This window comes from Chloracidobacterium sp. (genome assembly GCA_016715795.1).
Taxonomy (GTDB): Bacteria; Acidobacteriota; Blastocatellia; order Pyrinomonadales; family Pyrinomonadaceae; genus OLB17.
This window is the reverse complement of the sequence record JADJXP010000001.1, coordinates 138434-160759: the sequence shown is the minus strand read 5'-3', so window position 1 is coordinate 160759 and position 22326 is coordinate 138434. Positions and strand designations below refer to the sequence as shown.

Here is a 22326-nt window from a genome sequence, read left to right as displayed (position 1 = left end):
ATTTAACCTCCTATTCGTCGGAATATCGCGTCTCGCATCAACTCGAGCGGGGCTTTGCGGCCCGTCCAGAGCTCAAACTGCTTTGCACCCTGGGCGATCAACATTTCGAGCCCACCGATGCACGGAATACCCGCGTCGGCCGCAGCACGCTGCAGCGGCGTTCCGTCAACACGGGTTACGAGGTCATAAACAAATCTTACACCCGAAAGCTCATCGGCAGTAAAGAAACTTTGATCACGCTCGCCTTTCATTCCCACAGGCGTGGCGTTGACGAGGATGTCGAAATTCGAGACCTCAACCTTTAGATCTGAAATTGGCCTGGCGTCGAATGAGAAACCTTCCGCCTTGCGCGGATCACGGGCGAAAACGGCCACATCGGTGCCTTCCTGTTTCAATGCGTAGGCCACGGCCCGTGCCGCTCCGCCTGCTCCGGCGACGGCTACACGAGAACGTGCAAGATCGCCAAAATGTGTTCTCAGCGGTGCAATAAACCCGTGTACATCTGTGTTGTAGCCGGCCATTTGGCCGTCCGGAGCGATCTTGACAGTATTGACCGCCCCGACAGCCTCAGCGATCGGATCGATGGTGTCAAGATGGCGCATTATTGCCTGCTTATGCGGCATTGTGACAGAGAATCCGGCGAAATTCAGCTCGACCTCACGGGATGCGGGCCTGACCATCCGCGTAACGAATTCGTCAAGGTCCTTGACAAGAAATGGAATGAACACGGCATCCTCGCCACAGACATCGAAGGCGGCATTCTGCATATATGGCGACAGTGATCGTGAGACGGGCTCGCCGATGACACCGTAGACACCTGTCTCGCGGTCGAGTTTCTTAACTCGGTAAACCTCAAGCATCTCGTCGGCACTGATCTGGCCAACGGCGGTCTCACGGCCGCTATCAAGCGATGCGTAGGTGAGGAATGCTCCGTGTGCGGGACCGAGAATGCGTGTCCATTTGCCAGCCTCGCCCATGGCAATGGGGATGATCGCCGTATTGTCCGCACTGGCCCGGCCGAGTAGTTTCCACACGGGAATGGCATCGGTGATGTCGTTGGCCGTGACGGCGATCTTAACTATATCGGCATCGGTTGCAGCAAGGCGGTCGTAGATGCTGTTCAGATCCAAAGGCAGGCCGTCGTGATCATGGAACGAGACGATCTTTCGTTGACGATCGACCGATGCGAGAATGTCCTCTTCCAGATCGCATGCCCAGAATGACGAGGCCTGATCGCGCCAAAACGCCCACCGGGCCGCGCTCGATTCGGAGCGATAGGTGGCGATCAGCGGAATTTCACATTCCAGATTTGAGATTTGAGATATCGCCGTTGGATCGAGGCCGTCAAACCTGATCTCGATAATATCGGCCATCGCGGCGGCACGCTCGATCTGTGCAGCCATCTCTTTCGCGGTTTTGGCGGCGACCGAGATGCAGAGCTTGCCGTTGTTCATTCAAACGTGCCTTTCCGGTCCATTACAAAGCTGATAGCCATTACCAGGCCGGTAACCAAACACACAGCGGACGCGACAACGATGATCGTATTTCCGCTCTGCTTGACCCCAATGCTGGCGGCGGCCCAGGCAATCGCCAATGGAAAGAGATAATTGCGCAGTTTGAATCGGGCAAGCACCGCCGCGGCCGCAGCGATGAGCAGCATCAAAGCGCCGATGGAGCTGAACGCAACGGCGGGAATCGCAACTTCCTGGTTGACCAACAGGATCGCGATATTGGCCATGGCGGCGGCCGTAACCCAGCCGAAATACAGGCCAAACGCGCCTTTGCCAAAGAGCGCGTCGGGAAAGGACGACGCCTCGCGAAATCTGGCAGCCAGCATCAGCAACACGGCCCACAGCCCGAGGATAACGACAACCGTGCCGGCGATCTGAAAGTTGTACCACAACCAGAGCCAGAGGCAGTTGAGAAGACAACTTACCATGTAAAGCGTCCGGACGCTGCGATATTGAGCGAGCTTTGCCGGGAGCAGCTGGTAGATCGCAAAGCCGGCCAGCCCGGCGTAAATGACGACCCAGATCGTAAACCCCCAGCTGGCAGGCGTCATTACCGACGGATAACGTTCCGAGACATCGGTTGTCAGCACGCCGTTGATATATCCGGTCGTTGCCAGAACGTTGAAACCTATCATTCCGCCCGTCGCCACGAGTACGAGAAACGAACTGATCCTGTCCGTCGTGCTTACGGGCCTTTTTTCGTCAGGCATAAGGCGATTATCGCATTTAATTCACGATATCGTATGGCGAGATGCGAAAACGTAAAGTTTTGTAAAGGCACCCACGATGCGAGAGAGTTCTTTTCCAACCAAAAACAGGCTTGGGGCGTCAAAAGTCCGGCTATGGCACTGCGTTTGCGTAGGCAGAAATGAGGACGCTCTTTCCCGCTTTCCCCGCAAGGCGTGAATATGATAGAAAGGGAGTTCAGTTGAGATGAGAGTTTTGCGATATACATTGATGAGTTTTGCGATGTTGGCAGCCTTTGCCGTCGCAGCATTTGCTCAGAAGGACGGCGACAAAAAGCCGCCACCGAAAGGCAATCCGCCGGTGATCACACCACAGCCAAAGCCGCAGCCGACGCCTAGCCCGAAAAAGCCGGGCTACGCAGACGCGATTTGGAAAAGCGAAGCGGGCGAGTCGGCCTGACAAACGACGAGATGAAAGCGAGGGCAGCCGAACGAAACGGCTGCCTTTTTTGTTTGCGTTCTGGATTTTCGCGGCATTGATTTGGTGCCCGAAAGAAACTAAACTCCTAAAGCACACTTGGCCCGGAATCTTCACTCGTCACGGAGATCGAATAAAATGCCTCGAACATCAAGATATTTTTGCCTGATAGCCCTGGCCGCTTCACTCCTGACGGGTTGTGGTGGCCCGGCGCCTGCCCCCAATGCTTCACGCGAGCCAAAGCTCGAGTCCAGAACGACTGGCACGCGGGGCGGGAAGCTTTCTTACCGCATGGCCGCAGCCCCGAAGACGTTCAATTATATGCTTGCCGAGGATGAACCGACGTTGATCGGGGCCGGTTTTACGTTGACAAGCCGGCTGATCGATTTTGACCATTCGACCCTGAAATACGTTGGCGGCCTCGCCGAGACATGGACTATGCAGGCCGACGGCAAGACGCTCGACGTAAAACTGCGCGATGGGCTCAAATTCTCGGATGGCCACCCGCTGACCACGGACGACGTCATCTTTTCGCTCGAGGCGATCTATGACGAAAAGACACAGGCCACAGCTTTTCGCGATGCCATGCTTGTCGATGATAAGCCGATCGCCACAAAGAAGATTTCTGAGACAGAGATGCAGATGATATTCCCGCACGCCGTCGCCAGTGCGGAAAACTATTTGATCAATCTCGGCGTTCTGCCCGCGCACATTTTGGCTCCCGAGCAAAAGGCGGGCAAGCTGGCAGAAGCGATGAAGATGACAAGCCCACCCGCGAGTATCGTCTCAAGCGGCCCGTTCATTGTCGAGGCTGTCAGCCCGGGCGAACGGGTCGATTTTGCACGAAACCCGCATTACTGGAAAAGGGACGCAGCCGGCACGCAGCTGCCGTATCTCGATAAGTTCACGATCGAGGTCATTCCTGACGCTAACAATGCTCTCGTTCGGCTCACGCAGGGCTCGCTCGATATTGCCGACCGCATTCGAACGAACGATTACGTCTCGCTGTCAAAGGCCCAGCAGGCAACGCGGGCATACGACGCCGGGCCGGGACTGGGCATCGACCATATCTGGTTCAATTTGAGCCCGGCTGACAGGTCGGGCAAGCCCTTGGCGAACGAGGTCAAGCGTTCATGGTTCGCTGACAAGCGTTTTCGGCAGGCCGTCGCCGCGGCGGTCGATCGCGAAACGATCGCGAGCGTTACGCTTCAGGGCCTGGCGACGCCGCTTTACGGCTTCGTCTCGCCTGCCAACAAGGTCTGGCTCGATCCGTCGCTGCCTAAGATCAAATACAGCCTCGCCGACGCCGAAAAGTTGTTGACGGAGGCCGGATTCAAAAAAGGCGGCACGGCCGAGGCGCCTATCTTGGCCGACGTTCAGGGGCGGCCTGTCGAGTTTACGCTGATCGTCCAGGCCGAGAACGAAGCCCGTAAGCTGATGGCTGCCGTCGTCCAGGAAGACCTTGCGAAACTGGGCATTAAGATGCAGGTCGCGCCGGTGGAGACCGCTCAGCTTCAGGAAAAGACAGCCAAAACTTACGACTACGACGCGGCGCTTTTCGGCCTCTCACAAACCGACCTCGAACCGTCATCGTACTCTAACTTTCTGCTCTCTTCCGCCGCCACACATCAGTGGCAGCCGGGACAAAAGGCCCCGGCGAGCGAATGGGAAAAACGTATCGATGAGCTGTTCGATCAACAGTCCGTCGAACGCGACCAGCAAAAACGGCTGGCAGCCTTTTACGAGATACAACAGATCATGAGCGACCAGATGCCGACGATCCCGCTCGTAGCCCGTCACGTCGTAACGGCCCTCAATCCCCGCGTCGGCAACGCCTCCCCAAGCAGCATCATGCCGTATTCCCTGTGGAATATTGAGGAGCTGTTTATCAAGCCTTGATCGCAAAAAAAGGCATCGCTAGGATGCCCGTAAGTTGTTGAAAGGAAATGGTGCCGTCTACAAGATTTGAACTTGTGGCCCCACGCGTGTGAAGCGTGTGCTCTACCACTGAGCTAAGACGGCGCTATGACATGTAGAAATTCAAAATTCAAAATTCAAAAGTCAAAACCAAAAATTCAGAATTCAAGATGCAAAAGTCAAAATTCAAAATGAAAAATGCAACATATCAGATCGATTGGTCATCGGCTTTGGCGGGGCGGTTCTCGTCCGTGCCTTTTATTGTGCTGAGCGACGAATCGGTGTAAAAATGGCGCGTTCCGGTAGCGGTTACGCCTTCGGCGACCTGTGGGTCGGCATTTATCGAATAGAATGCCGGCTGGCTGGCGCTTGATGGCGTGATGGTCAGCTTAAAAATATAGCCGTTGACGACAGGATTCTCACCTGCGAATTTCTCATCAAGCCCCGCCGTCTGTATCAACTGGTCAAAGGTCGCAAAATTGCCGCGATTGCGCGATGCGAACTGGGCCTGATACTTGCGCATATTGTCCAGCGTCTGTGCGGCCGTGGTTTCGTTGCCGCTGCGGATAACGGCTTGCCACGCCAGGCTGCCGACGCCGATCAGCAGGCCGATGATGGCGATCACGATCATCAACTCGATCAGGTTAAAGCCCCGCTGGTCGCGAAACCGTGCTCTTAGATTGCTCATAACTACAAAGTCCCTGCGCGTCCCCAACTTCTCACGGATGCAGGCGTGTTTAGTTTCAAAAGTTTAACGCATCGGACGTTACGGGCGCAATCGCGAACCAAGCGGATGTCATAGGCGTATTGCAATTCTGTAGACGCTCAAATGATTGAAATTCATTGGTTTTAGGGGTAAATTCGTGTCATTAACGGCGTGCTTGCGGTGTATTAACATTGATGAGCATTCGATGCTGAGAAATGAGCGAGGTTACCGACATTCTTGTGGACATAATGTCCGAGCAAACAGCGGCGGCATCAGCGACAGACAGGATCGGTTTTGAAGAGGCGTTCATGCTTCATCACCGCACCGTCTTTCGGGCGGCGCGCTCGGTCGTGCGAGATGCCGGAATGGCTGAGGATGTGACGCAGGAAGCGTTTTTGCGGCTTTACAAAAATCTCGACTCGATAACATCGGATGAAATGCTCCGCCCATGGCTGATACGTGTGGCGATAAACCTTGCAAAGAACACAATTCGCGGTCAGGTTAGGGCGAACACGCGGGATGAGAATTACGTCAAATCGACGGGCGATCAGACGGTTTCGGTCGAGGACGAATATGAGCAGAGTGCGGGCGTGAGCGAGATATTGAGGGCGATGAACAAATTGAAGGAGCCCCACCGAAGCTGCCTGCTGCTTAAACAGCAGGGCCTCTCGTATAAAGAGATCGCGGCGAGTTTGGACTTGAACGAGACGAGTATTGGGACTTTTGTAGCAAGGGCGAGGGCGGAATTTGCCCGCCACTACGGTAAGCAGAAATGATCACGGAACATCTCAAGATCGGGACTATTCAGGCACTACTCGACAGCGAACTATCGCTTGACGAGTCGGCGCAGGTCACCGGCCATATAGCAGGCTGTGACGCGTGTGCCGCTTTGCTCGCTGAGGCCGAGGATGAGTCAGCAATTGTCTTTCCGGCGCTGGCAAGCGAATTTGATACGCTTGTCCCGACGCAGCGTTTGTGGTCACGGATCAATGAATCGATAGCTGCGGAAAGGCAGCCGGCCTGGGCCCGATTGAGGTCATTTTTGGCTGCGGCGTTCATTAGTCCGTCGATCGCGGCAGCAGCGGGTTTATTGATTGTTATTGGTATTGCGGCCGCCGTATGGATGAATCGGGGCGTCACGGTCGAGGAGCCGCGGGCGACGCTTGGCACTCAGCCGTCAGTGACGGCTCCGGTCATGCAGACGCCGCCGGCCAGATCGACAGTCGGCGATATCGATACCGGCGGTATTCTCAATGCACCTCGTATCGAGCGCGCGGCCTATCGGCATGAGACTCGGCGAAGTGTGCGTTCGACCGTCCCGAGTGATCCGGCGAGGGTAAATCTGCCGGGCGAGGAAAGTTACGTCAAGACTATCGCCAGCCTGACAAAAACGGTCGATGAGCAGAAGGAGGCGGGCGTGCTGCGGCCCTCGCAGCGTGTCGCCTTTGAACGCGACATGGCTGTAGTTAACGACGCGATCGCTAAGATGAAGAAAGAGGTCCGGCGTAATCCTCAGAATGGCTCGGCGCGGCAGGTGCTCTACGCGTCGTACCAGAATAAGATCGACCTGCTCAATTCGGTGTCTCAGCAGGAAGAATTGATCGCTAGCATCAAATAGGCTGTACTGATGAGCAAGTTCCTGAGAAAATTCCTTCAGATCGTGGCCGCCTGCGCGGTGCTCGGTGTCATTTCTGCCTGGGGCCAGGGCGCCCGGTCTCCGTCTACGCCAAAGCCTCCCGCCGCTCCGAAACCGGGCGTTTCAGCTCCGAAGCCGGCGGAGCCGACGTTTCCTCATCTTTGGCGTGGCGATGATCATGAGCGATCGATCGAGGTCGCCCCGAACGCAAATCTCTCGCTATGCGTGGTGCAGGGCCTGCTCCGCGTCAATGGTTGGAAGCGTAACGAGGTAAGGGTCTTTGTCAAGAAGGGCAGCCCCGTGACGTTCAAGGTACTCGAACGCACGCCTGACCAGCAGCCCGTATGGCTGATGGCAACCGGTGAAGACCCAAAACGGGTCTTCAAGGCGTTTTCCGAATGTCTTTGGGGCGACGAGATAGAGATCGACGTGCCCGAGGGATCAAGTGTCGGCGTAAAGGGCCAGGAGACGCGGACCGTGGTCGATCGCGTCAGAAAGGCGAGCGTCAAGAATGTTGGCGGCGACATCGTCATTCGTAATGTTTCAGGCGGCGTGTCGGCATCCACGTATCAGGGTGATATTACGGTCGAGGAGTCACGAGGCTCTCTGCGGCTTGAAAGCACGACGGGCAACATCGTCGTCTTCGAGGCGGGCCCGAGCGAGATCGGCGACACCTTTGCCGCAAAGACCAACAGCGGGACCATCTCGATGCAAGCGGTCAAGTATCGCCAGGTCGAGGTCGGCTCGATCTCGGGCACCGTCGGGTTTACGGGGCCGATCCTCAGCGGGGCAAACTACAGTTTTGGCACATCGAACGGCTCTATTCGGCTCGCGCTCCCTTCGGCGGCAGCTTTTAAGCTCGCGGCCACCTTCGCGTCGGGCAGTTTTTCTTCTGAACTCCCGTTCAAACTACTGACCGAAAACCTACAGGAGAACGGCAAGAGTATTGTCGGCGAATTCGGTTCAGGCAACGGGGCAGTGGTCAGGGTCACCACGAACAACGGCACCATCGGCATCCGAAAAAACTAGTGGATCGTGACAAGTGAGAGGTGGCAGGTGAACGACGTGTTCACTTGTTACGAGCCACTGTTTACGGTTTACTGGTAAGGCATGCACATCATTGGGATCGAGCTTGAGAACATTAAATCCCATGCGAGGTCGAGTTTCCGATTCGAACGCGGCACGACAGCTATTACGGGCGATAACGGGGCCGGCAAGACCACGATCATCGAGGCGATCGCCTGGGTGCTGTTTGACCTGCTCGAATACAAGAAGGAGGATTTTCTCCGCCGCGGGGCGAAGAAAGGACACGCCTCCGTTACCATCGAGAGCGGCCTTGACGAAAGGGAATATGTTGTCACGCGCGACACGGGCACCGGCTATCATGTCACCGATCCACGGCTGCAGCGACGGCTTGCCGACAAGAAGGACGAGGTCACGCGATTTCTGTGGCAGCATCTGGGCCTTGAGCCGGGAACTGACCTGAGGTCGCTGTTTCGTCAGGCTATCGGCGTGCCGCAAGGGACGTTTACAGCGATCTTTCTCGAAGGAGCGACCGAGCGCAAAACCGCCTTTGACAAGCTGCTGAAGGTTGAGGAATATCGCCAGGCCGCCGAAAAGCTCCGCGAGACGTCGCGTCACGTCGATCTGCAGATCAGCGATATTCGTGAGAATGTTGCGCGTGCTGAGGGCGAACTATCACGCTCTGAGACGGTCGAGGCCGAGCACGCGGAGGTCGCAGAGCAGGCGGCGAGGCTGGCAGCCGAGATGGAACCGCTCGCGGACGATCTGGCCGCAAGGCAGCAGAGAGTAAAGGACCTGGACGAACAGGAACGACGGGTGTCGGGGCTTACTTCGTCGGTCGAGCGAAGCCGCAGTGATAAGGAGAAGGCCGGGTTACTGCTTGCGCAGGCCGAAAAAGCGTTGGGAAAGGCAACCGAGGCGGCGGCAACACTCGAAAGGGCCAAACCGGGGCACGAACGTCATCTGGCTGCGCTTGGCCGAGCCAAGGACCTCGAACGTCAGAGACTTGAACGCGACCGCTTTCGTGGCGAGTCATCTCAGATCGCAACCGCTATCGCTAACGTTAAGGCAGACCAAAAGAGACTCAGCGATGAACTGATGAAGCTGCAGGATGCCCGGGCCGAGATCGAGAAACTCAAGCAGAGCGCCGTGGAGCAGGCCGGTATTGAAAAGGAGATCAGTGAGCTTCGTGAGCTCGTGACCAATGCCCGCAACGCCGACGAACGCATCCGCAGCATCGAGCGGGAGCTTGAGAGGCTGAGGGAGAAATTCCGTAAGAATCAGCAGAAGATCCGTGACGCCGAGGAGAAGACCGCTGCCACCGCGGAACTCTCAAAGCTGGAAAAACGAGAATCTGAGATCGTCGCCCAGATCGCGGCCCTGCAGGCAGGGCTCGAACGTGACCGAAAATTCCAGAGCGAGATCAAGGACGGATTTTGCCCGGTCTTGTCGCAGAAATGTCTAAATCTAAAGGATGGCGAGACACTTGAGGGCTTCTTGTCGAACCAGTTCGAGGACCTGACAGAGAGGATCTCCGCACTCGACACTGAGCGTCTCGCTGTCTCGGGCGATCTCGCAAGGGCTCGCGAGGGCCAGCAATTGATGGCGGCCCTTGAGACCTTTAGACAACGCGAGACGGAACTCACGGACGAGGGTAAGGAACTCACGGCGAAACGGGCAACGCTGGACGAAGAGCGGCAGAGGCTCGGTGAGAGCGAGCAGCGGATAGTGAATCTCGACGCGAGGTTGAAAGCACTCGCCGATCCGGCGGCTCGTATTCGGGTGCTTGAGCGCGAGGTTGCGAGGGATCGCGACCTGCGGTCGGGCCTCGGCGACATCGAGGGCAATCTGGAGCGGCTTGAGAGTGACCGTAAGCAGATCGACGAAAGGCTTGACGAGTTTAAGGACCTCGATGAGCATTGGACGAGGCTGTCGGCGGAGCGTGATGAAACAGCCGAGGCCCACCGGCAGTTTATTGCGAACGAGGCTGAGGCAGCAACGCTGGACAAAAGAACGGCCGATGCCGAGGCGGCCAAATCAGCCTTGGCCGCCGCCACCGTCGCAGTCGAGTCTGCAGAACGTGAATTAGCTGCGGTGGGCATCAATTACGATGCCGAACTCCACAAGAACGAGCGCAACGCGTTGATCGGCGTGGAACGGCGTGCAGCCGAGATGCGTGCCACGCACGAGGCTGCAAGACGACGCGTCGAGCAATTGACGGCTGAGATCGCTCGGTTTGGCCAACTCAGGAACTCACTTGCCGGCGAATTCAAGGAGAAAGAGAAGCTTGAAAAGGTTGCCGAGGCCACGACGTTCATCCGCGACACGCTAAAAGAGGCGGCCCCGCGCGTCGCCCGCAATTATGTTTATCACGTTTCGCTTGAGGCCAATCTGCTGTTTCGCGAGATCACGGGCAATGCGGAGCGAACGCTTGAATGGGGCGAAGATTACGCGATAATGCTTGAGGAAGACGGCCACCGGCGGCCCTTTGTCAGCTTGTCGGGCGGCGAACAAATGGCGGCGGCATTGTCGGTGAGGCTGGCGTTACTAAAGCAGTTGACCGATATTCGCATCGCATTCTTCGACGAGCCGACGGCCAACATGGACGCCGAACGTCGTGAGAATCTTGCAATGCAAGTCAGCCGGATAACGAATTTTGACCAGTTGTTCGTGATCTCGCATGACGAGACATTCGATAATTTTGTCGATAACGTGATCGCGTTATGAAGAAAGTCACTATTGTCTGCGACGGTTCGAGCCTGGGCAATGGCAAGGGAAATGCGCGTGCCGCCGCGGTGGCATTGCTCGGTTTCAAGGGACTTTGGAAGGCTGTCGGTGAGTATCTGGGTAATGCGACCAATCAACAGGCCGAGATCGCGGCGGCGGCGGTCGGGCTCGAAACTTTGAAGGAACCGTGCGAGGTGCATCTAGTATCGGATTCGCGCTATGTGGTCGAGACCATGGGCGGGACGTGGAAGAAAAAAACCAACCACGACTGGTGGCGACGGCTCGAAAGGGCGGCTTTACGGCATCAAATCGACTGGGAATGGACGCGCGGCCACGCCGGGCACGAGATACAAGAGGCAGCCGACGACCTTGCTAGACGGATAGCGACTTTGGGAACGGTCGATGAGACGCTGCTGGATGATGCTGCCGCTGACCTCGGCGTGAAGGAGATTTAACCGCGAAATACGCGAAATGAACTAACTAAAAGCCCCGCTGTTGGATGATCAGAAGTTTCCCAAAGGCTCAATTTCTTGCTTTCGTGATTTCCGTATGTTTCGCGGTTCCCTCTTCCGCGCAGTTGCGGTCGTCGGCGGGCTGGCAGTGGCAGAATCCGTTGCCGCAGGGAAATCCGCTCTATTCGATAAGCTTTGCGGCTGACAAAGAACATGGCTTGGCGGTCGGGTCGGATGCCACTGTGCTCGGTACGGTTGACGGCGGGTTCAAGTGGCGGCGGCAAGAGGTGCCTACCGATACCGCGTTGGCGGGCGTATTTGTAAGGGACAAATTGAGTGCGTTTCTCGTTGGTGCACGCGGCACGGTACTCACGACGATCAATGGAGGCAAGGATTGGAGCGTTGTTCCGGTCGAGACGCGCGATCATCTGTCGGCTGTCACCTTCTCCGGGGCCGACCGCCAAACAGGCTGGATCACAGGTACCTACGGACGGCTTCTCAGGAGCACCGACGGCGGCGTGACCTGGAAGGTGTTGACCTCGGGCACGGAGCAGCAACTGCTCAATATTGACGCCTTCGATGCTGATCGAGCGGTCGCGGTCGGGATGAATGGTGCTGTGTTGACAACGGTTGACGGCGGGGCCGCGTGGAGGACGTCCGACCCGTGTGCGGGAGCGACTGTCGCTGATGCGGCGTTCCTGGGCCCGACGACGGTTGTCGTTGCGGGCGTTGGCGGGTGCGTTGCCCGCAGCGAGAACGCAGGTGAGACCTGGGCAAGGGTCAATATTTTTAGCCGCAGCGACCTTTTGTCGTTGAGCTTTTCAGACAGTATGCATGGGACGATGAGCGACACGAACGGCTTGGTCTGGCTGACAGGTGACGGCGGGCGTTCGTGGCTGCCGTTCAACGTTCGCACTAATCCGAAACTTGTTGCGGTCTCGATGGCGGATCGATTCACCGGCTGGGCTGTAGGCGAAAACGGGCTGATACTGCGCACTGACGACGCCGGCATAAGCTGGCAGCGTCTGAGCGAAGGCGGACGTGAGGATGTCAACGATATTACGTTCCTCGACAACGAGATCGGTGTTGCGGCTGGTTCGCGCGGCCGAGTGTGGCTGACAAACGACGGAGGCCGCGCGTGGCAGGCAGTATTTACCGATACGCAGGCAGGGCTCAATGATATCTCGTTCTTTGACGGTGATAGAGGCTGGATCGTCGGCGACGGCGGGACCGTTCTGCGGACGATCAACGGCGGCGCGAGTTGGGGCAAGGGCATTACGAGCATCACTGAGGACTTGATGGGCGTCTATTTCGTATCTGAGAAGATCGGATTTGCGGTCGGTGCGAATGGAATGGTCCTCAGGTCAGATTCGGCGGGTGCGTATTGGGAACAGTTCGAGTCCGGAACACGACAATGGCTTGAGGATGTTCAGTTCTTTGACGACAAACGCGGCGTCATTGTCGGCGACGGCGGCACGATCCTCCGAACGTCGGACGGCGCGATGACCTGGGAAAAGGTCAAGACGAACGTTCGCGAAAACCTATATGCTGTAAGCTTTTACGATGATATGAACGGCTTTGCCGTCGGCTCCGGCGGCATCACACTTAGGACGACGGACGGCGGCGTGACATGGGCTGACGAGGAATCCGCATTCACCAATAATCTCTTTGCTGTCCAGGCCTTCGGGCCGGCAAGTGCAATCGCCGTAGGCGAACTGGGAACCGTTTTGATAACCGAGGATGGCGGCAAGACATGGCAGGTGCAGCCCGGACCGACGAGCAAGGCTCTGCAAACGGTCGTTTATCGCGGCGGCAATCGCCTCTGGGTAGGCGGCCGCGGCGGGACCATGCTCAAACGGATCGATCCCCTCAGTCCGAGGTCTGTCTCCGTCCCGCTTGGCCCGCCGTCTCTGCGAACCTCGCCCCGTGCCAAACCTAAGCCACGCCAGCCGCTCGTGACGATTACCGATGACGGCGACATTCCGCTCGCCGCCCCGCCGATCAAGAAGCCGGAAAAGAAACAATGACCGCGATCCATTCGCTCTTGCGGCGGATCTCGAAATTGAGGTCCGTAATGCCAGATCGGTTGAGTTGATCGGTAATGGTCGATCCCTGTTCGGCGAGAATGCCGGAAAGAAGCAGGCGATGCCTGGCGGCTGTTAGCAAAAGCGGCAGCATCGGTGTGATCACATCGAGCGTGAGGTTTGCACAAACCAAGTCGGCCGGCGGTGTCTTCCTGTCGATCGAACCGTGGAAAAAGCGTATCTGATTGGCAACCCCGTTGATCGCCGCGTTGTCGCGGGCTATCTCCACCGAATCGGCGTCGGTGTCGCAGGCGATGATGTTGGTTGCGCCGATCTTAGCCGTCGCGATCGCGAGAATGCCTGTGCCGGTGCCGATATCGAGCACTGACTGGTCGGGCGTATAGATGTCGCTGATCGCTTCAAGGCAAAGCTGCGTCGTCTCATGCGTACCGGTCCCAAAGGCCATGTTCGGATCGATTCGTATCAGCGATCGACCGCCGGCATCTGGATCGAGCCAGGGCGGCGAAACGATGAAATGCCCGACCTCAGTTGGCTGCCAGTGACGTTTCCACTCGGCCAGCCAGTCGGCGTTCTCAACCGTTCGCATCGCGACCTGATGGATGACATTCGTCGGGAGCCCATGAGCGGCGAGCATCGCATCGAGAATGTGGCGAACATCCGTAATGTCCGGTATCTCTGATAGAAAACCTGTTACGACGACCGTTTCATCAGAGTGCTTACGGAGGCTGTCGAGCGACGTGCCGAGGTCAGATACGGCAGCTAAGCCCTCTTCTACTGCCGGTGCGGCCTCGGGCGACACGGTCACATCGACGGCGAACCACGTCTCATGCGTCATTCGCGAACTCCCATTTCATCGAGGTCGCGTTCGCGGTTGCGCCAATCCTCGACGACCTTTACGAAAAGCTTCAGGAAGACCTGTCTGCCGACAAGCTGTTCGATCTGCGCGCGAGCCCGCGTTCCAATATCGCGTATGCGGGAGCCTTGCTTGCCGATGATTATCTTTTTTTGCGAGGGCCGCTCGACATATATCGCGCAAAAAATACGCACCAGATCAGGGTCGCTCTCGTCCCACAGTTCGGGCACAACGGCAGTCACGTAGGGTATCTCCTCGCCGGTCGTGCCGAGTATCTGTTCGCGGACCATCTCGGCGGCGATCACGCGCATTGGCTGGTCGGTAAGTTCGTCTGCGTCGAATATCGGCCCGCCCTCAGGCAGATGGTTGACGATCTCGGCAAGGAGCGTGTCGACGGCGTCGCCTTTTAGCGCCGAGAGCGGGATGATCTCAGCAAAATCGTATTCATTGCGATAAAGATCGATCAGCGGCAAGAGAATGGCTTTGTTCGCCAGCTTGTCTGTCTTATTCAGGACGAGGACGGCCGGCTTTGCGGCGCGTTTTACAAGGTCAAGGACAAAACGGTCGCCGTTGCCGGTCGATACGCTTGCGTCGCGCATCAGCACGACCAGATCGACCGACATCAGCGCGTCGTGAACGGCGGACATCATACGACGATTCAGGAGATGACCGGGCTTGTGAACGCCCGGTGTATCGACGAAGACGATCTGCCCCTGATCGAGCGTGACGATGCCCTGAATCCGGTGACGCGTCGTTTGCGGCTTATTTGAGACAGCGGCGATACGCTCGCCGACCAGGCGGTTGAGAAGCGTCGATTTGCCGGCATTTGGCCGGCCGATGAGCGCGGCATAGCCGCTGCGAAATGGTCCGTCGGACATCAAGTGAGACTTTAGCGAAATCAGCCGCGAGATGCTATTGCGGCTTAAGTAGCCGCTGTTTTGCCGCGAGGGCCTCGCGGAAGGCACCGCCGGCGATATCGTTCAGTTCGATAGCCCGGTCATAGAGCTTGATCGCGTAATCGTTCTGGTTCTCAAACTCATAGATACGGCCGAGGGCGACGTACGCCAGAGAGAGTAGTGCCTTATCCGTGTCGGGCTTGGCTGTCCCGATCACATTGCTGTAAGCGGTCTTTGCTTCGAGCAGGGTCCGTGCCTGAGTTTCCGGATCTGTGATCGCTTCGGCACGTAGGCTCGCGACGCGGCCGATGCTGTAGTAAACACGCGGCTCGCGGGGAAATTCGCCATTCAGCCGCTTCAGATCATCCGCCGCTTTAGAATAGTCCTTTGCGTCTATCGTGTGCTGGATCGCCAGAAGCCGTGCCGTTACAGGATTCTCGACGGTTCGTTCGTCCGGGTGGGTCCTGCGTTCGTCACGCGCCGCCTGGGCCCGGCGTCGGGCATCAGCGGTCGCGGCGACACGGCCAGATTCCTTCGAAGGATCAAAAGAAGCGATCATCTCGCGGAGCGACGCGGCAATGTCAAAGCCCGAATCCTCCATGCCCTTCAGTTGTTCGGCAAAGTAGAATGAGAGGACAGATCCCTTTTCGTAGTCCTCATACAATCTCAAAGCGCTGTCATCCGCCATTGTCTGTTTGAATTTATCAAGATCGGCCGAGACGGATCGTTTCTCATCGTCAGTTTTCATCCTGGCGATCTTTTCGCGAGCCTGCGCGGTCGCGATCCTGACCTGTTCAAATTCTTCCTGGCGTATATCAATAGCCGACACTAACGACCGCGACACAGCGAGGAATACATCAGGTGAAAGTGAGGGCAACGTCTTGCGTCGCTCATCGAGGAGCGGTTTTACCCAATCGCGCATCGGAGCAATCTCTCTGGAATTGCCGATTATGAGCGGGTCGATCACGAACTGAATAAACGCCCTTCGAGCTTCGGAAAAAAGCACGTCGGCATCAGGCGGCACAATGACGTAATAGTCATCGCGGATATTCAGGAACGTAATCGTGTCTCTGGCGGCCAGGCGTTCAGGAACAAAATAGAGGTTTCGTTCATGCGTCCGCGTCTCGACCTTTTCGATCACCGAGCGCTTGCTATTGCCTTTCTGAGTCTGCGTCTTCACCTTTTCCGATACAACAAGGATGGGCCGCGTATGCAGGTAATCAAGTATCTCGCCGACCATCTCTCTCGAAGATGACCGAAGCCGTCCGTCAGACTCGCGTCTGTAACTCTGCACATATTCGTCCATTTTGGCGGACAGAGCGGAGCGACGATAGAATTCGCGCACAAGCGGGGCAAAGTCGAGCACGTCGAGCAAACTGCCGGGCAGATCATGCGTGACCACGGGATCGGCAAGCTCAGGCACGGGCGAAAGCGAATATGCCATCGAGATGAACGGGCTCAGGAGTTGTGAATCGGTCGCTGACGGATTTCGTTTCCTGTGGGCTGCAACAAAAGTCGATATGCGGCGTCGGAGGTCGTCCGGCACTGCTGCGTTGTCCGCCGCGATCTGATCGCGGAACGCCCGGCCGCTCTCCGATAACGGAGTATTGATAATGTGTTCGTCGGGGCCGCCAACATACTTCGCCGATGCCATCTCGAGCGTTGCCAGCACGGCTAGAAGCCGCTTGTCGGGTTCGATCCGGACGCCGTAATTCGAAAGGTCGGCGACACCGGCAGTATTCTGGCCCGCAACGCTTGCGACAAGGAATGCAAAAAGAAAGAGGCCCGAAAATTTACGCATCATCCTCAGTAAAACTTACCTGAATAGAGATGAGAAGCGCGATGCAATGGATGCACCGCAGATTCTGCCCGAAAATACGGAAAGGATAGCGCCACGTGGCCGCTATCCTTTGCGCAAAAGAAACTCAAGATGAGCGAACCGCAGGTCAGAAGCTGCTCAGGGCTGCGCCCTCATCGTCGTATGAATCAAAGACCGTCAAGAGCTTGGTAATTGCCAGCAGGTCCTGGATCTTTTGCGTGAGACCGAGGAGCTTGAGGACACCGCCCTCTTTCTTGACAGCCGTATAGCTTGAGACGAGCTCGCCAATGCCGCTCGAATCGATATAGCCTACGCCGGCGAGGTTAAGCAGGATCTTGTTCTTTCCCTCACCGAGAAGGCGGCGAATAGCGGTACGCAGAGCGACGCTGCCCTCGCCAATGGTTACCTTTCCGTCGAGATCAAGAATAGTGACATCGCCGGCCTGGCGTTCAGAAATGGTTATATCAGACATTTTTATCTCCTCGTTACGTTGTTACTTTAATGCGGTGAAAGAAAATCTTACCAATATCGTGGAAAAGTGAAAAGTGAAAGATGTAAAAAAAACACACTCTGCCCGGCTTTCACCTCTTCTTCAACATCCTGACTTCCATGCCGCCACCGGTCGGGTTGCTCCACGCGACGTCATCCATATAAGAACGCATGAAAAGGATGCCGCGGCCGTCGCATTTCAACAGGTTCTCAGGATCGGTCGGATCCGGGACGTCGGCGACTGTAAAGCCCGTGCCAAAATCACGCACTGTTACTTCGAGCCCTTCGGACGAATCGGCGAGTTTCAGTTCTACCTGCTTAGTCTCATCGAACTTATTGCCGTGTTTAACAGCATTGGCCACTGACTCACGGATCGCGAGGTCGATGCCGAACATGTGTTCGTCCGTAAAGCCGCGGCTGCGGGCAAATTCGTCGGCCGCCCGCGCGGCGGCATCGACCGATTCGATCACACTCGGAAGCTTTATTTCACAGATCGCAGTCACAGTGGTACGTTCAGACTAAGGTATCGGTTTCAGGCGATTTCTGTCAAGATTCTACCGATGATGATCGCTCAGGCAAATCGGATCGTCGGCACGATAGTGCTGCCGGGCGACAAATCGATCTCGCACCGGGCGGCAATGATCGCTGCCATTGCCCAAGGCACGACGCGGATCAGGAACTATTCGCCAAGCGAGGATTGCTCTGCGACGCTGAGATGCCTGTCGGCCCTTGGCGTAAGGATCGAGGCCGGCGGTGCCGATGTGATAATTCACGGCGCGGGACGAGCGGCTTTGCGGTCGCCCGCAGGGCCGCTTGATTGCGGCAACAGCGGGACCACAATGCGCCTGCTTGCGGGCATTCTCGCGGGACAGCCATTCGAATGCGTACTTACGGGCGACGATTCGCTCTCAAGACGGCCGATGCAGCGTATCGTCGAACCGCTTGAGGCGATGGGAGCTGCTATCGAGGCGAACGGCGGCCGTCCTCCGTTGACGATACGCGGCCGCAGCCAATTGGCCGCGATCTCGTACAACATCCCTGTGGCCTCGGCGCAGGTAAAATCGTGTGTACTGCTGGCCGGGCTTTTCGCGGACGGGATAGTGACGGTCAGTGAGCCGGCCGTGACTCGCGATCACACGGAGCGCATGCTGCAATGGTTCGGCGGCAGCCTAACGGCAGGACAAGATCATATCTCTATCTCGAATGAGAGCGAGCTGGTCGGGCGCGAAATTCATGTGCCCGGCGATATTTCGGCGGCGGCTTTTTTTATGGCAGCCGCAGCTTGTCTCGAGGGATCGGATATTGATCTTCCGGATGTTGGAATAAATCCGACACGGTCGGCGATCCTTGATGTGCTGGGCGAGATCGGAGCCGATGTAACGATAGGCAACCGCCGAGAGATCAACTGCGAGCCTGTCGCGGATGTGAGGGTGCGGGGCGGCCTTCGACAGCGGGATGAACGACTCGTGATCGCGGACGACCGAACGACTGCTCTGATCGACGAACTGCCAGTCCTCGCCGTGCTCGGCACTCAGTTGTCAGCCGGTATCGAGGTCCGGGATGCGGCGGAATTGCGAGTGAAGGAATCGGACAGGATCGCCGGGCTCGTCACGAACTTGCGATCGATGGGCGGGGACGTGACGGAAATCGAGGACGGATTTCGCGTTGAGCGTTCACGCCTGCGCGGCACGCGGGTCGATTCCTTTGGCGATCACCGAATGGCGATGGCCTTGGCCGTTGCTGCGCTGATTGCTGACGGTGAGACGGAGATCGATCGTGCCGAGTGCGTCGATATCTCGTTCCCGGGCTTTTTTGACGTGCTTGAGAGTGTCGTAAGCTAGGTGAAATGGGTGTTGAGCAGCGAGTCGCATTGACCGGATTTATGGGCGTCGGCAAATCGAGCGTCGCCCGGCATCTGGCTAATTTGCTGCGCTGCCGGCGAATCGACCTCGATTTCTTTACCGAGGAGAGCGAGGGGCGAAAGATCGCCGCGATCATTGACGAAGAAGGCCTCGACCGTTACCGCGAGATCGAAACGCGAAACCTCGAACGTCTGCTGGAAACGACCGACGCACGGATCCTCAGCCTCGGCGGCGGAACCTGGACCATCCCGGCAAACCGCGACCTGTTGAGGACACATGGATATACGACCATCTGGCTCGAGTCAACATTCGAGCACTGCTGGCTCAACATCACGCATTCACGCAAGGACCGTCCACTGGCTCGCGACAAGCAGAAGGCCCGTCAGCTATTTGAGGAGCGTCAAAAACTCTACTGCCTCGCCGACTGGCATTTTATCGTGCGGAAAGGCTACACCTCTTACGATCTGGCTCGTCAGATCGTCGACCAGGTCTTTGCATAGGTACTTTTTTGTTTGCTAACTCTCGCGATTTCCTGCAAAATTAAACCATCGGAAAATACCGGCGTTGGTAGCAGCGAGGGATGTTTCTGTGTCGGGTATCGCATTCATAAGGCGATAATTGTGTGAGTTAATATCAAAGTTTAGGAGGAGAAATGAAACTCAAATTGTGGACAGTATTAGTGCTCTCAGCGGCGCTGCTCTTGAGCGCTTGCGGTAAGAGCGATGCCGACCTGCAAAAGGCGGCGACAGATAAGTTGGCCGCCGAGAAAGTGGCCGGCGTGACCGTCACGGTTAAGGACGGCGTTGCGACACTTGCAGGCGAGGTTGCGGATATCACCGTCAAGACCAAAGCCGAAGCGGCCGTTAAGGGCGTCGAGGGCATCAAGTCGGTGACGAACAATACGACCCTTAAGCCGCTGCCGACACCGCCGCCGGTATCGGCCGATGACCAAATGCTCGAAGGTAAGGTGGCCGAGGGTATCAAGAAGCTTGGCATTGACACCGTGAAGATCGAGGTAAAGGACGGCGAGATCACATTGAGCGGTGAGGTCGCGAAGGCCGATCTGGCAAAGGTCATGCAGGCCGCGAACGAGGCCAAGCCGAAGAAGGTCAATAACAAGATCACCGTTAAATAGGCGATCAGAGGAGGAATTATGTCATTACAGGAGAAATATCAAACACTTCTTGAACTCGCCAATTCAAACGGGACGACCTATGAATTGGCTGAGGGCGAGGGCGTCCTGCACATCACCGGCATGGCCCCGAGCGAAGAGGCAAAGCAGCAGATCTGGGACGAGTACGCACGGATCGATCCCGATTATCAGTCGGGCGACCTTGTGCTGAATATCTCGACCGGCGCCGGTGATGCGGGCGGCGGAGGCCACACCTACACCGTCGAGCCGGGCGACAACCTGAGCAAGATCGGCGCGAAGTACGGCATTTCGTGGAACGCGATCTACGAGGCGAACCGCGACATCATCTCGGATCCTGACCTAATCCATCCGGGCCAGGAACTGAAAATACCGGGGGCGTAGATCGTCTGCCAAATGTACCGATGCCCGCTTGTTTCGACAGGCGGGCTTTTTTTGCTTTTCATGCGCTGATAGTCTTGTCGTAATGGCCTTGGAAACCGATTTCGTGGTGATTGGCAGCGGCGTAGCCGGCCTGAGGGCGTCGATCGAGCTGGCCGCAAGCGGTGCTCGCGTCACGGTCCTAACCAAAGATAAAGCAAGCGAATCGAATACGGAATATGCGCAGGGCGGTGTAGCAGTGGTCCTGTCCGATGATGACGATGTCGAACTGCATGAGGAAGATACGCTCGTCGCCGGAGCAGGTTTGTGTGATGAGGCTGCTGTGGAGACCCTCGTCACGGAAGGCACGCGCTACATAAAACAACTCATCGATTGGGGCGCCGAGTTTGACCGTGAGGCCGGGAAACTGGTGTTTACGCAGGAGGCTGCTCACTCGCGCCGGCGCATTCTTCACTCACACGGTGATTCGACGGGTGCGGAGCTGGTGCGGGCGCTGATAGCAAGGGCGGCAGCCGAGAAGGCGATCACGCTGACACCATTCGCGAATACCGAGCAACTGTTGGTCTCCGGCGGCCGATGCGTCGGCGTTTCGTATCTCGATCCGATCCTGCGGGCATCGCGAGAGGTCTGTGCAAGGGCTGTGATCCTTTGCACCGGTGGGGCAGGACAACTGTATCAGCACACGACGAATCCGCCGGTAGCTACGGGCGACGGTATGGCGATGGCATATTTTGCCGGGGCTGAGATGGCGGACATGGAATTTATACAGTTCCATCCGACAGCGCTCAATGTGGAGAATGCGCCCCGATTTCTCCTTAGTGAGGCAATGCGTGGCGAGGGCGGTATTCTCCGAAACAAGTATGGCGAGCGATTCATGCCGCGATATGACGAACGTGCCGAGCTTGCGCCGCGTGATATCGTGTCGCGGTCGATAGTCGCCGAGATGAGAAGGACCGGGACGCGTACCGTGTTCCTTGATATGACGGCCATGGATTCGGCGTTCTTAAAGCAGCGATTTCCAAAGATCTACGAGACTTGCTCTGCCTATGGCCTCGATCTCGCGACTGACTTGCTGCCCGTTTCACCCGCGTCGCATTACTGCATGGGCGGCGTGCGCACCGATCTGTGGGGCCGCACAACCTTGCCGGGGCTCTATGCGGCCGGTGAGGTGGCATGCACGGGCGTGCACGGAGCAAATCGCCTGGCGTCGAACTCGCTGCTCGAAGGGCTCGTCTTCGGAGCACGTGCCGGCGCCGCCGCAGTTGACGATCGGTGGGAACGCGCGAGCGATCCTTCGGAGCGAAGGCGGCCGCCTGACGGGTCGCCGACCTTGGCCACCGCAGTACGAAAACGCGTCAAGCGGATAATGTGGGAGCGTGTCGGAATACTCCGCGACCGCGACGGGCTCGTCCGGGCCCAGCAAGAATTTGAACAGATCGCTGCCGGCAGTCTGAGCACGTCATCGCGAAATTTCGTTACCCTTGGCACGCTGGTAGCGGCGGCGGCACTCTGGCGCGAAGAATCGCGCGGCGGCCATTACCGCACAGATTTTCCGGAGACCCGTGACGAGTGGCACTGCCATTCCATCCAGCAAAGGGGCGAAGTCATCTCCTCGGCCGAACGAATGAATTTTGACACTGCACGCCCGGTTTGATTAGAATCATCTCACCGCAGATCGTAATAATCAGTGTCGGT

Annotated in this window: 21 protein-coding genes and 1 tRNA gene; 13 read left to right on the top strand and 9 right to left on the bottom strand. The window is 57.2% G+C overall.

Features of this window, described 5'->3' with window-relative positions; translation table 11 throughout:
* Positions 1-2 precede the first annotated feature (2 nt).
* Both aroE and IPM59_00790 read right to left on the bottom strand, forming a co-directional pair.
* Entirely contained in the window at positions 3-1454 is a 1452-nt protein-coding gene (gene aroE, locus IPM59_00795) for a shikimate dehydrogenase (protein ID MBK9214130.1), read from the bottom strand.
* A complete protein-coding gene (locus IPM59_00790; protein ID MBK9214129.1) occupies positions 1451-2221 on the bottom strand; it encodes a tryptophan-rich sensory protein in 771 nt (256 codons plus the stop codon). The genes aroE and IPM59_00790 overlap by 4 nt, the downstream gene beginning before the upstream one ends.
* A 223-nt stretch (positions 2222-2444) precedes the next feature.
* Here IPM59_00790 and IPM59_00785 point away from each other — a divergent pair, with 223 nt between their 5' ends.
* Both IPM59_00785 and IPM59_00780 read left to right on the top strand, forming a co-directional pair.
* On the top strand, positions 2445-2657 hold the full coding sequence (locus IPM59_00785; protein MBK9214128.1) for a hypothetical protein: 213 nt from the start codon (positions 2445-2447) through the stop codon (positions 2655-2657).
* A 156-nt stretch (positions 2658-2813) separates the two neighbouring features.
* Entirely contained in the window at positions 2814-4574 is a 1761-nt protein-coding gene (locus IPM59_00780) for an ABC transporter substrate-binding protein (GenBank protein ID MBK9214127.1), read from the top strand.
* 48 nt (positions 4575-4622) lie between these two features.
* Here the strand turns inward: IPM59_00780 and IPM59_00775 are convergent.
* Positions 4623-4697, bottom strand: a tRNA-Val gene (locus IPM59_00775).
* 103 nt (positions 4698-4800) lie between these two features.
* Complete coding sequence (locus IPM59_00770; protein ID MBK9214126.1) at positions 4801-5280, bottom strand: prepilin-type N-terminal cleavage/methylation domain-containing protein; 480 nt, start codon at positions 5278-5280, stop codon at positions 4801-4803.
* Between the two features lie 233 nt (positions 5281-5513).
* Between IPM59_00770 and IPM59_00765 the strand changes: the two genes are divergently transcribed.
* From IPM59_00765 to IPM59_00740, 6 genes are all read left to right on the top strand, one after another.
* Complete coding sequence (locus tag IPM59_00765) at positions 5514-6074, top strand: sigma-70 family RNA polymerase sigma factor (protein MBK9214125.1); 561 nt, start codon at positions 5514-5516, stop codon at positions 6072-6074.
* Positions 6071-6916 (top strand): zf-HC2 domain-containing protein, encoded by an 846-nt coding sequence (locus IPM59_00760; protein ID MBK9214124.1) that lies wholly within the window; start codon positions 6071-6073, stop codon positions 6914-6916. The genes IPM59_00765 and IPM59_00760 overlap by 4 nt, the downstream gene beginning before the upstream one ends.
* A 9-nt stretch (positions 6917-6925) precedes the next feature.
* Positions 6926-7963, top strand: coding sequence for a DUF4097 family beta strand repeat protein (locus tag IPM59_00755; protein MBK9214123.1), 1038 nt, complete (start codon positions 6926-6928; stop codon positions 7961-7963).
* A gap of 81 nt (positions 7964-8044) precedes the next feature.
* Positions 8045-10684, top strand: coding sequence for an SMC family ATPase (locus tag IPM59_00750; GenBank protein MBK9214122.1), 2640 nt, complete (start codon positions 8045-8047; stop codon positions 10682-10684).
* Positions 10681-11139 carry a ribonuclease HI gene (locus IPM59_00745; protein ID MBK9214121.1) on the top strand — a complete coding sequence of 153 codons (459 nt, stop codon included), beginning with the start codon at positions 10681-10683 and terminating at the stop codon, positions 11137-11139. Before IPM59_00750 ends, IPM59_00745 begins: the two co-directional genes overlap by 4 nt.
* A 122-nt stretch (positions 11140-11261) precedes the next feature.
* Positions 11262-13163: a hypothetical protein gene (locus IPM59_00740; protein ID MBK9214120.1), complete on the top strand. Its 1902-nt coding sequence runs from the start codon at positions 11262-11264 to the stop codon at positions 13161-13163.
* On the opposite strand, the gene prmA is transcribed toward IPM59_00740, so the two are convergent.
* The 5 genes from prmA to IPM59_00715 form a co-directional block, all read right to left on the bottom strand.
* Entirely contained in the window at positions 13138-14016 is an 879-nt protein-coding gene (prmA, locus tag IPM59_00735; protein MBK9214119.1) for a 50S ribosomal protein L11 methyltransferase, read from the bottom strand. The two genes, IPM59_00740 and prmA, sit on opposite strands and share 26 nt — an antisense overlap.
* Positions 14013-14912, bottom strand: coding sequence for a GTPase Era (gene era / locus IPM59_00730; GenBank protein ID MBK9214118.1), 900 nt, complete (start codon positions 14910-14912; stop codon positions 14013-14015). Before era ends, prmA begins: the two co-directional genes overlap by 4 nt.
* A gap of 34 nt (positions 14913-14946) precedes the next feature.
* The gene (locus IPM59_00725; GenBank protein MBK9214117.1) at positions 14947-16734 is read right to left on the bottom strand and encodes a hypothetical protein; all 1788 of its coding nucleotides are present in this window, start codon (positions 16732-16734) and stop codon (positions 14947-14949) included.
* Between the two features lie 142 nt (positions 16735-16876).
* On the bottom strand, positions 16877-17221 hold the full coding sequence (locus IPM59_00720; protein MBK9214116.1) for an STAS domain-containing protein: 345 nt from the start codon (positions 17219-17221) through the stop codon (positions 16877-16879).
* A gap of 109 nt (positions 17222-17330) precedes the next feature.
* The gene (locus IPM59_00715) at positions 17331-17741 is read right to left on the bottom strand and encodes an ATP-binding protein (GenBank protein MBK9214115.1); all 411 of its coding nucleotides are present in this window, start codon (positions 17739-17741) and stop codon (positions 17331-17333) included.
* A 57-nt stretch (positions 17742-17798) separates the two neighbouring features.
* Between IPM59_00715 and aroA the strand changes: the two genes are divergently transcribed.
* The 5 genes from aroA to IPM59_00690 all read left to right on the top strand — a co-directional run bounded on the left by aroA (position 17799) and on the right by IPM59_00690 (position 22285).
* Positions 17799-19079, top strand: a complete 1281-nt coding sequence (gene aroA / locus IPM59_00710; GenBank protein MBK9214114.1) for a 3-phosphoshikimate 1-carboxyvinyltransferase — start codon at positions 17799-17801, stop codon at positions 19077-19079.
* A gap of 5 nt (positions 19080-19084) precedes the next feature.
* Positions 19085-19600, top strand: a complete 516-nt coding sequence (locus IPM59_00705; GenBank protein ID MBK9214113.1) for a shikimate kinase — start codon at positions 19085-19087, stop codon at positions 19598-19600.
* Positions 19601-19752: 152 nt separating this feature from the next.
* On the top strand, positions 19753-20235 hold the full coding sequence (locus IPM59_00700; GenBank protein ID MBK9214112.1) for a BON domain-containing protein: 483 nt from the start codon (positions 19753-19755) through the stop codon (positions 20233-20235).
* A gap of 18 nt (positions 20236-20253) precedes the next feature.
* A complete protein-coding gene (locus tag IPM59_00695; protein MBK9214111.1) occupies positions 20254-20634 on the top strand; it encodes a LysM peptidoglycan-binding domain-containing protein in 381 nt (126 codons plus the stop codon).
* Between the two features lie 82 nt (positions 20635-20716).
* Positions 20717-22285 (top strand): L-aspartate oxidase, encoded by a 1569-nt coding sequence (locus IPM59_00690; protein ID MBK9214110.1) that lies wholly within the window; start codon positions 20717-20719, stop codon positions 22283-22285.
* Positions 22286-22326: the final 41 nt, after the last annotated feature.

Bases quoted from the DNA above. Each gene is read 5' to 3' on its own strand.
- aroE (MBK9214130.1), bottom strand. From the start codon at position 1,454: ATGAACAACGGCAAGCTCTGCATCTCGGTCGCCGCCAAAACCGCGAAA.
- IPM59_00790 (MBK9214129.1), bottom strand. From the start codon at position 2,221: ATGCCTGACGAAAAAAGGCCCGTAAGCACGACGGACAGGATCAGTTCG.
- IPM59_00785 (MBK9214128.1), top strand. From the start codon at position 2,445: ATGAGAGTTTTGCGATATACATTGATGAGTTTTGCGATGTTGGCAGCC.
- IPM59_00780 (MBK9214127.1), top strand. From the start codon at position 2,814: ATGCCTCGAACATCAAGATATTTTTGCCTGATAGCCCTGGCCGCTTCA.
- IPM59_00770 (MBK9214126.1), bottom strand. From the start codon at position 5,280: ATGAGCAATCTAAGAGCACGGTTTCGCGACCAGCGGGGCTTTAACCTG.
- IPM59_00765 (MBK9214125.1), top strand. From the start codon at position 5,514: ATGAGCGAGGTTACCGACATTCTTGTGGACATAATGTCCGAGCAAACA.
- IPM59_00760 (MBK9214124.1), top strand. From the start codon at position 6,071: ATGATCACGGAACATCTCAAGATCGGGACTATTCAGGCACTACTCGAC.
- IPM59_00755 (MBK9214123.1), top strand. From the start codon at position 6,926: ATGAGCAAGTTCCTGAGAAAATTCCTTCAGATCGTGGCCGCCTGCGCG.
- IPM59_00750 (MBK9214122.1), top strand. From the start codon at position 8,045: ATGCACATCATTGGGATCGAGCTTGAGAACATTAAATCCCATGCGAGG.
- IPM59_00745 (MBK9214121.1), top strand. From the start codon at position 10,681: ATGAAGAAAGTCACTATTGTCTGCGACGGTTCGAGCCTGGGCAATGGC.
- prmA (MBK9214119.1), bottom strand. From the start codon at position 14,016: ATGACGCATGAGACGTGGTTCGCCGTCGATGTGACCGTGTCGCCCGAG.
- era (MBK9214118.1), bottom strand. From the start codon at position 14,912: ATGTCCGACGGACCATTTCGCAGCGGCTATGCCGCGCTCATCGGCCGG.
- IPM59_00725 (MBK9214117.1), bottom strand. From the start codon at position 16,734: ATGATGCGTAAATTTTCGGGCCTCTTTCTTTTTGCATTCCTTGTCGCA.
- IPM59_00720 (MBK9214116.1), bottom strand. From the start codon at position 17,221: ATGTCTGATATAACCATTTCTGAACGCCAGGCCGGCGATGTCACTATT.
- aroA (MBK9214114.1), top strand. From the start codon at position 17,799: ATGATGATCGCTCAGGCAAATCGGATCGTCGGCACGATAGTGCTGCCG.
- IPM59_00705 (MBK9214113.1), top strand. From the start codon at position 19,085: ATGGGTGTTGAGCAGCGAGTCGCATTGACCGGATTTATGGGCGTCGGC.
- IPM59_00700 (MBK9214112.1), top strand. From the start codon at position 19,753: ATGAAACTCAAATTGTGGACAGTATTAGTGCTCTCAGCGGCGCTGCTC.
- IPM59_00695 (MBK9214111.1), top strand. From the start codon at position 20,254: ATGTCATTACAGGAGAAATATCAAACACTTCTTGAACTCGCCAATTCA.
- IPM59_00690 (MBK9214110.1), top strand. From the start codon at position 20,717: ATGGCCTTGGAAACCGATTTCGTGGTGATTGGCAGCGGCGTAGCCGGC.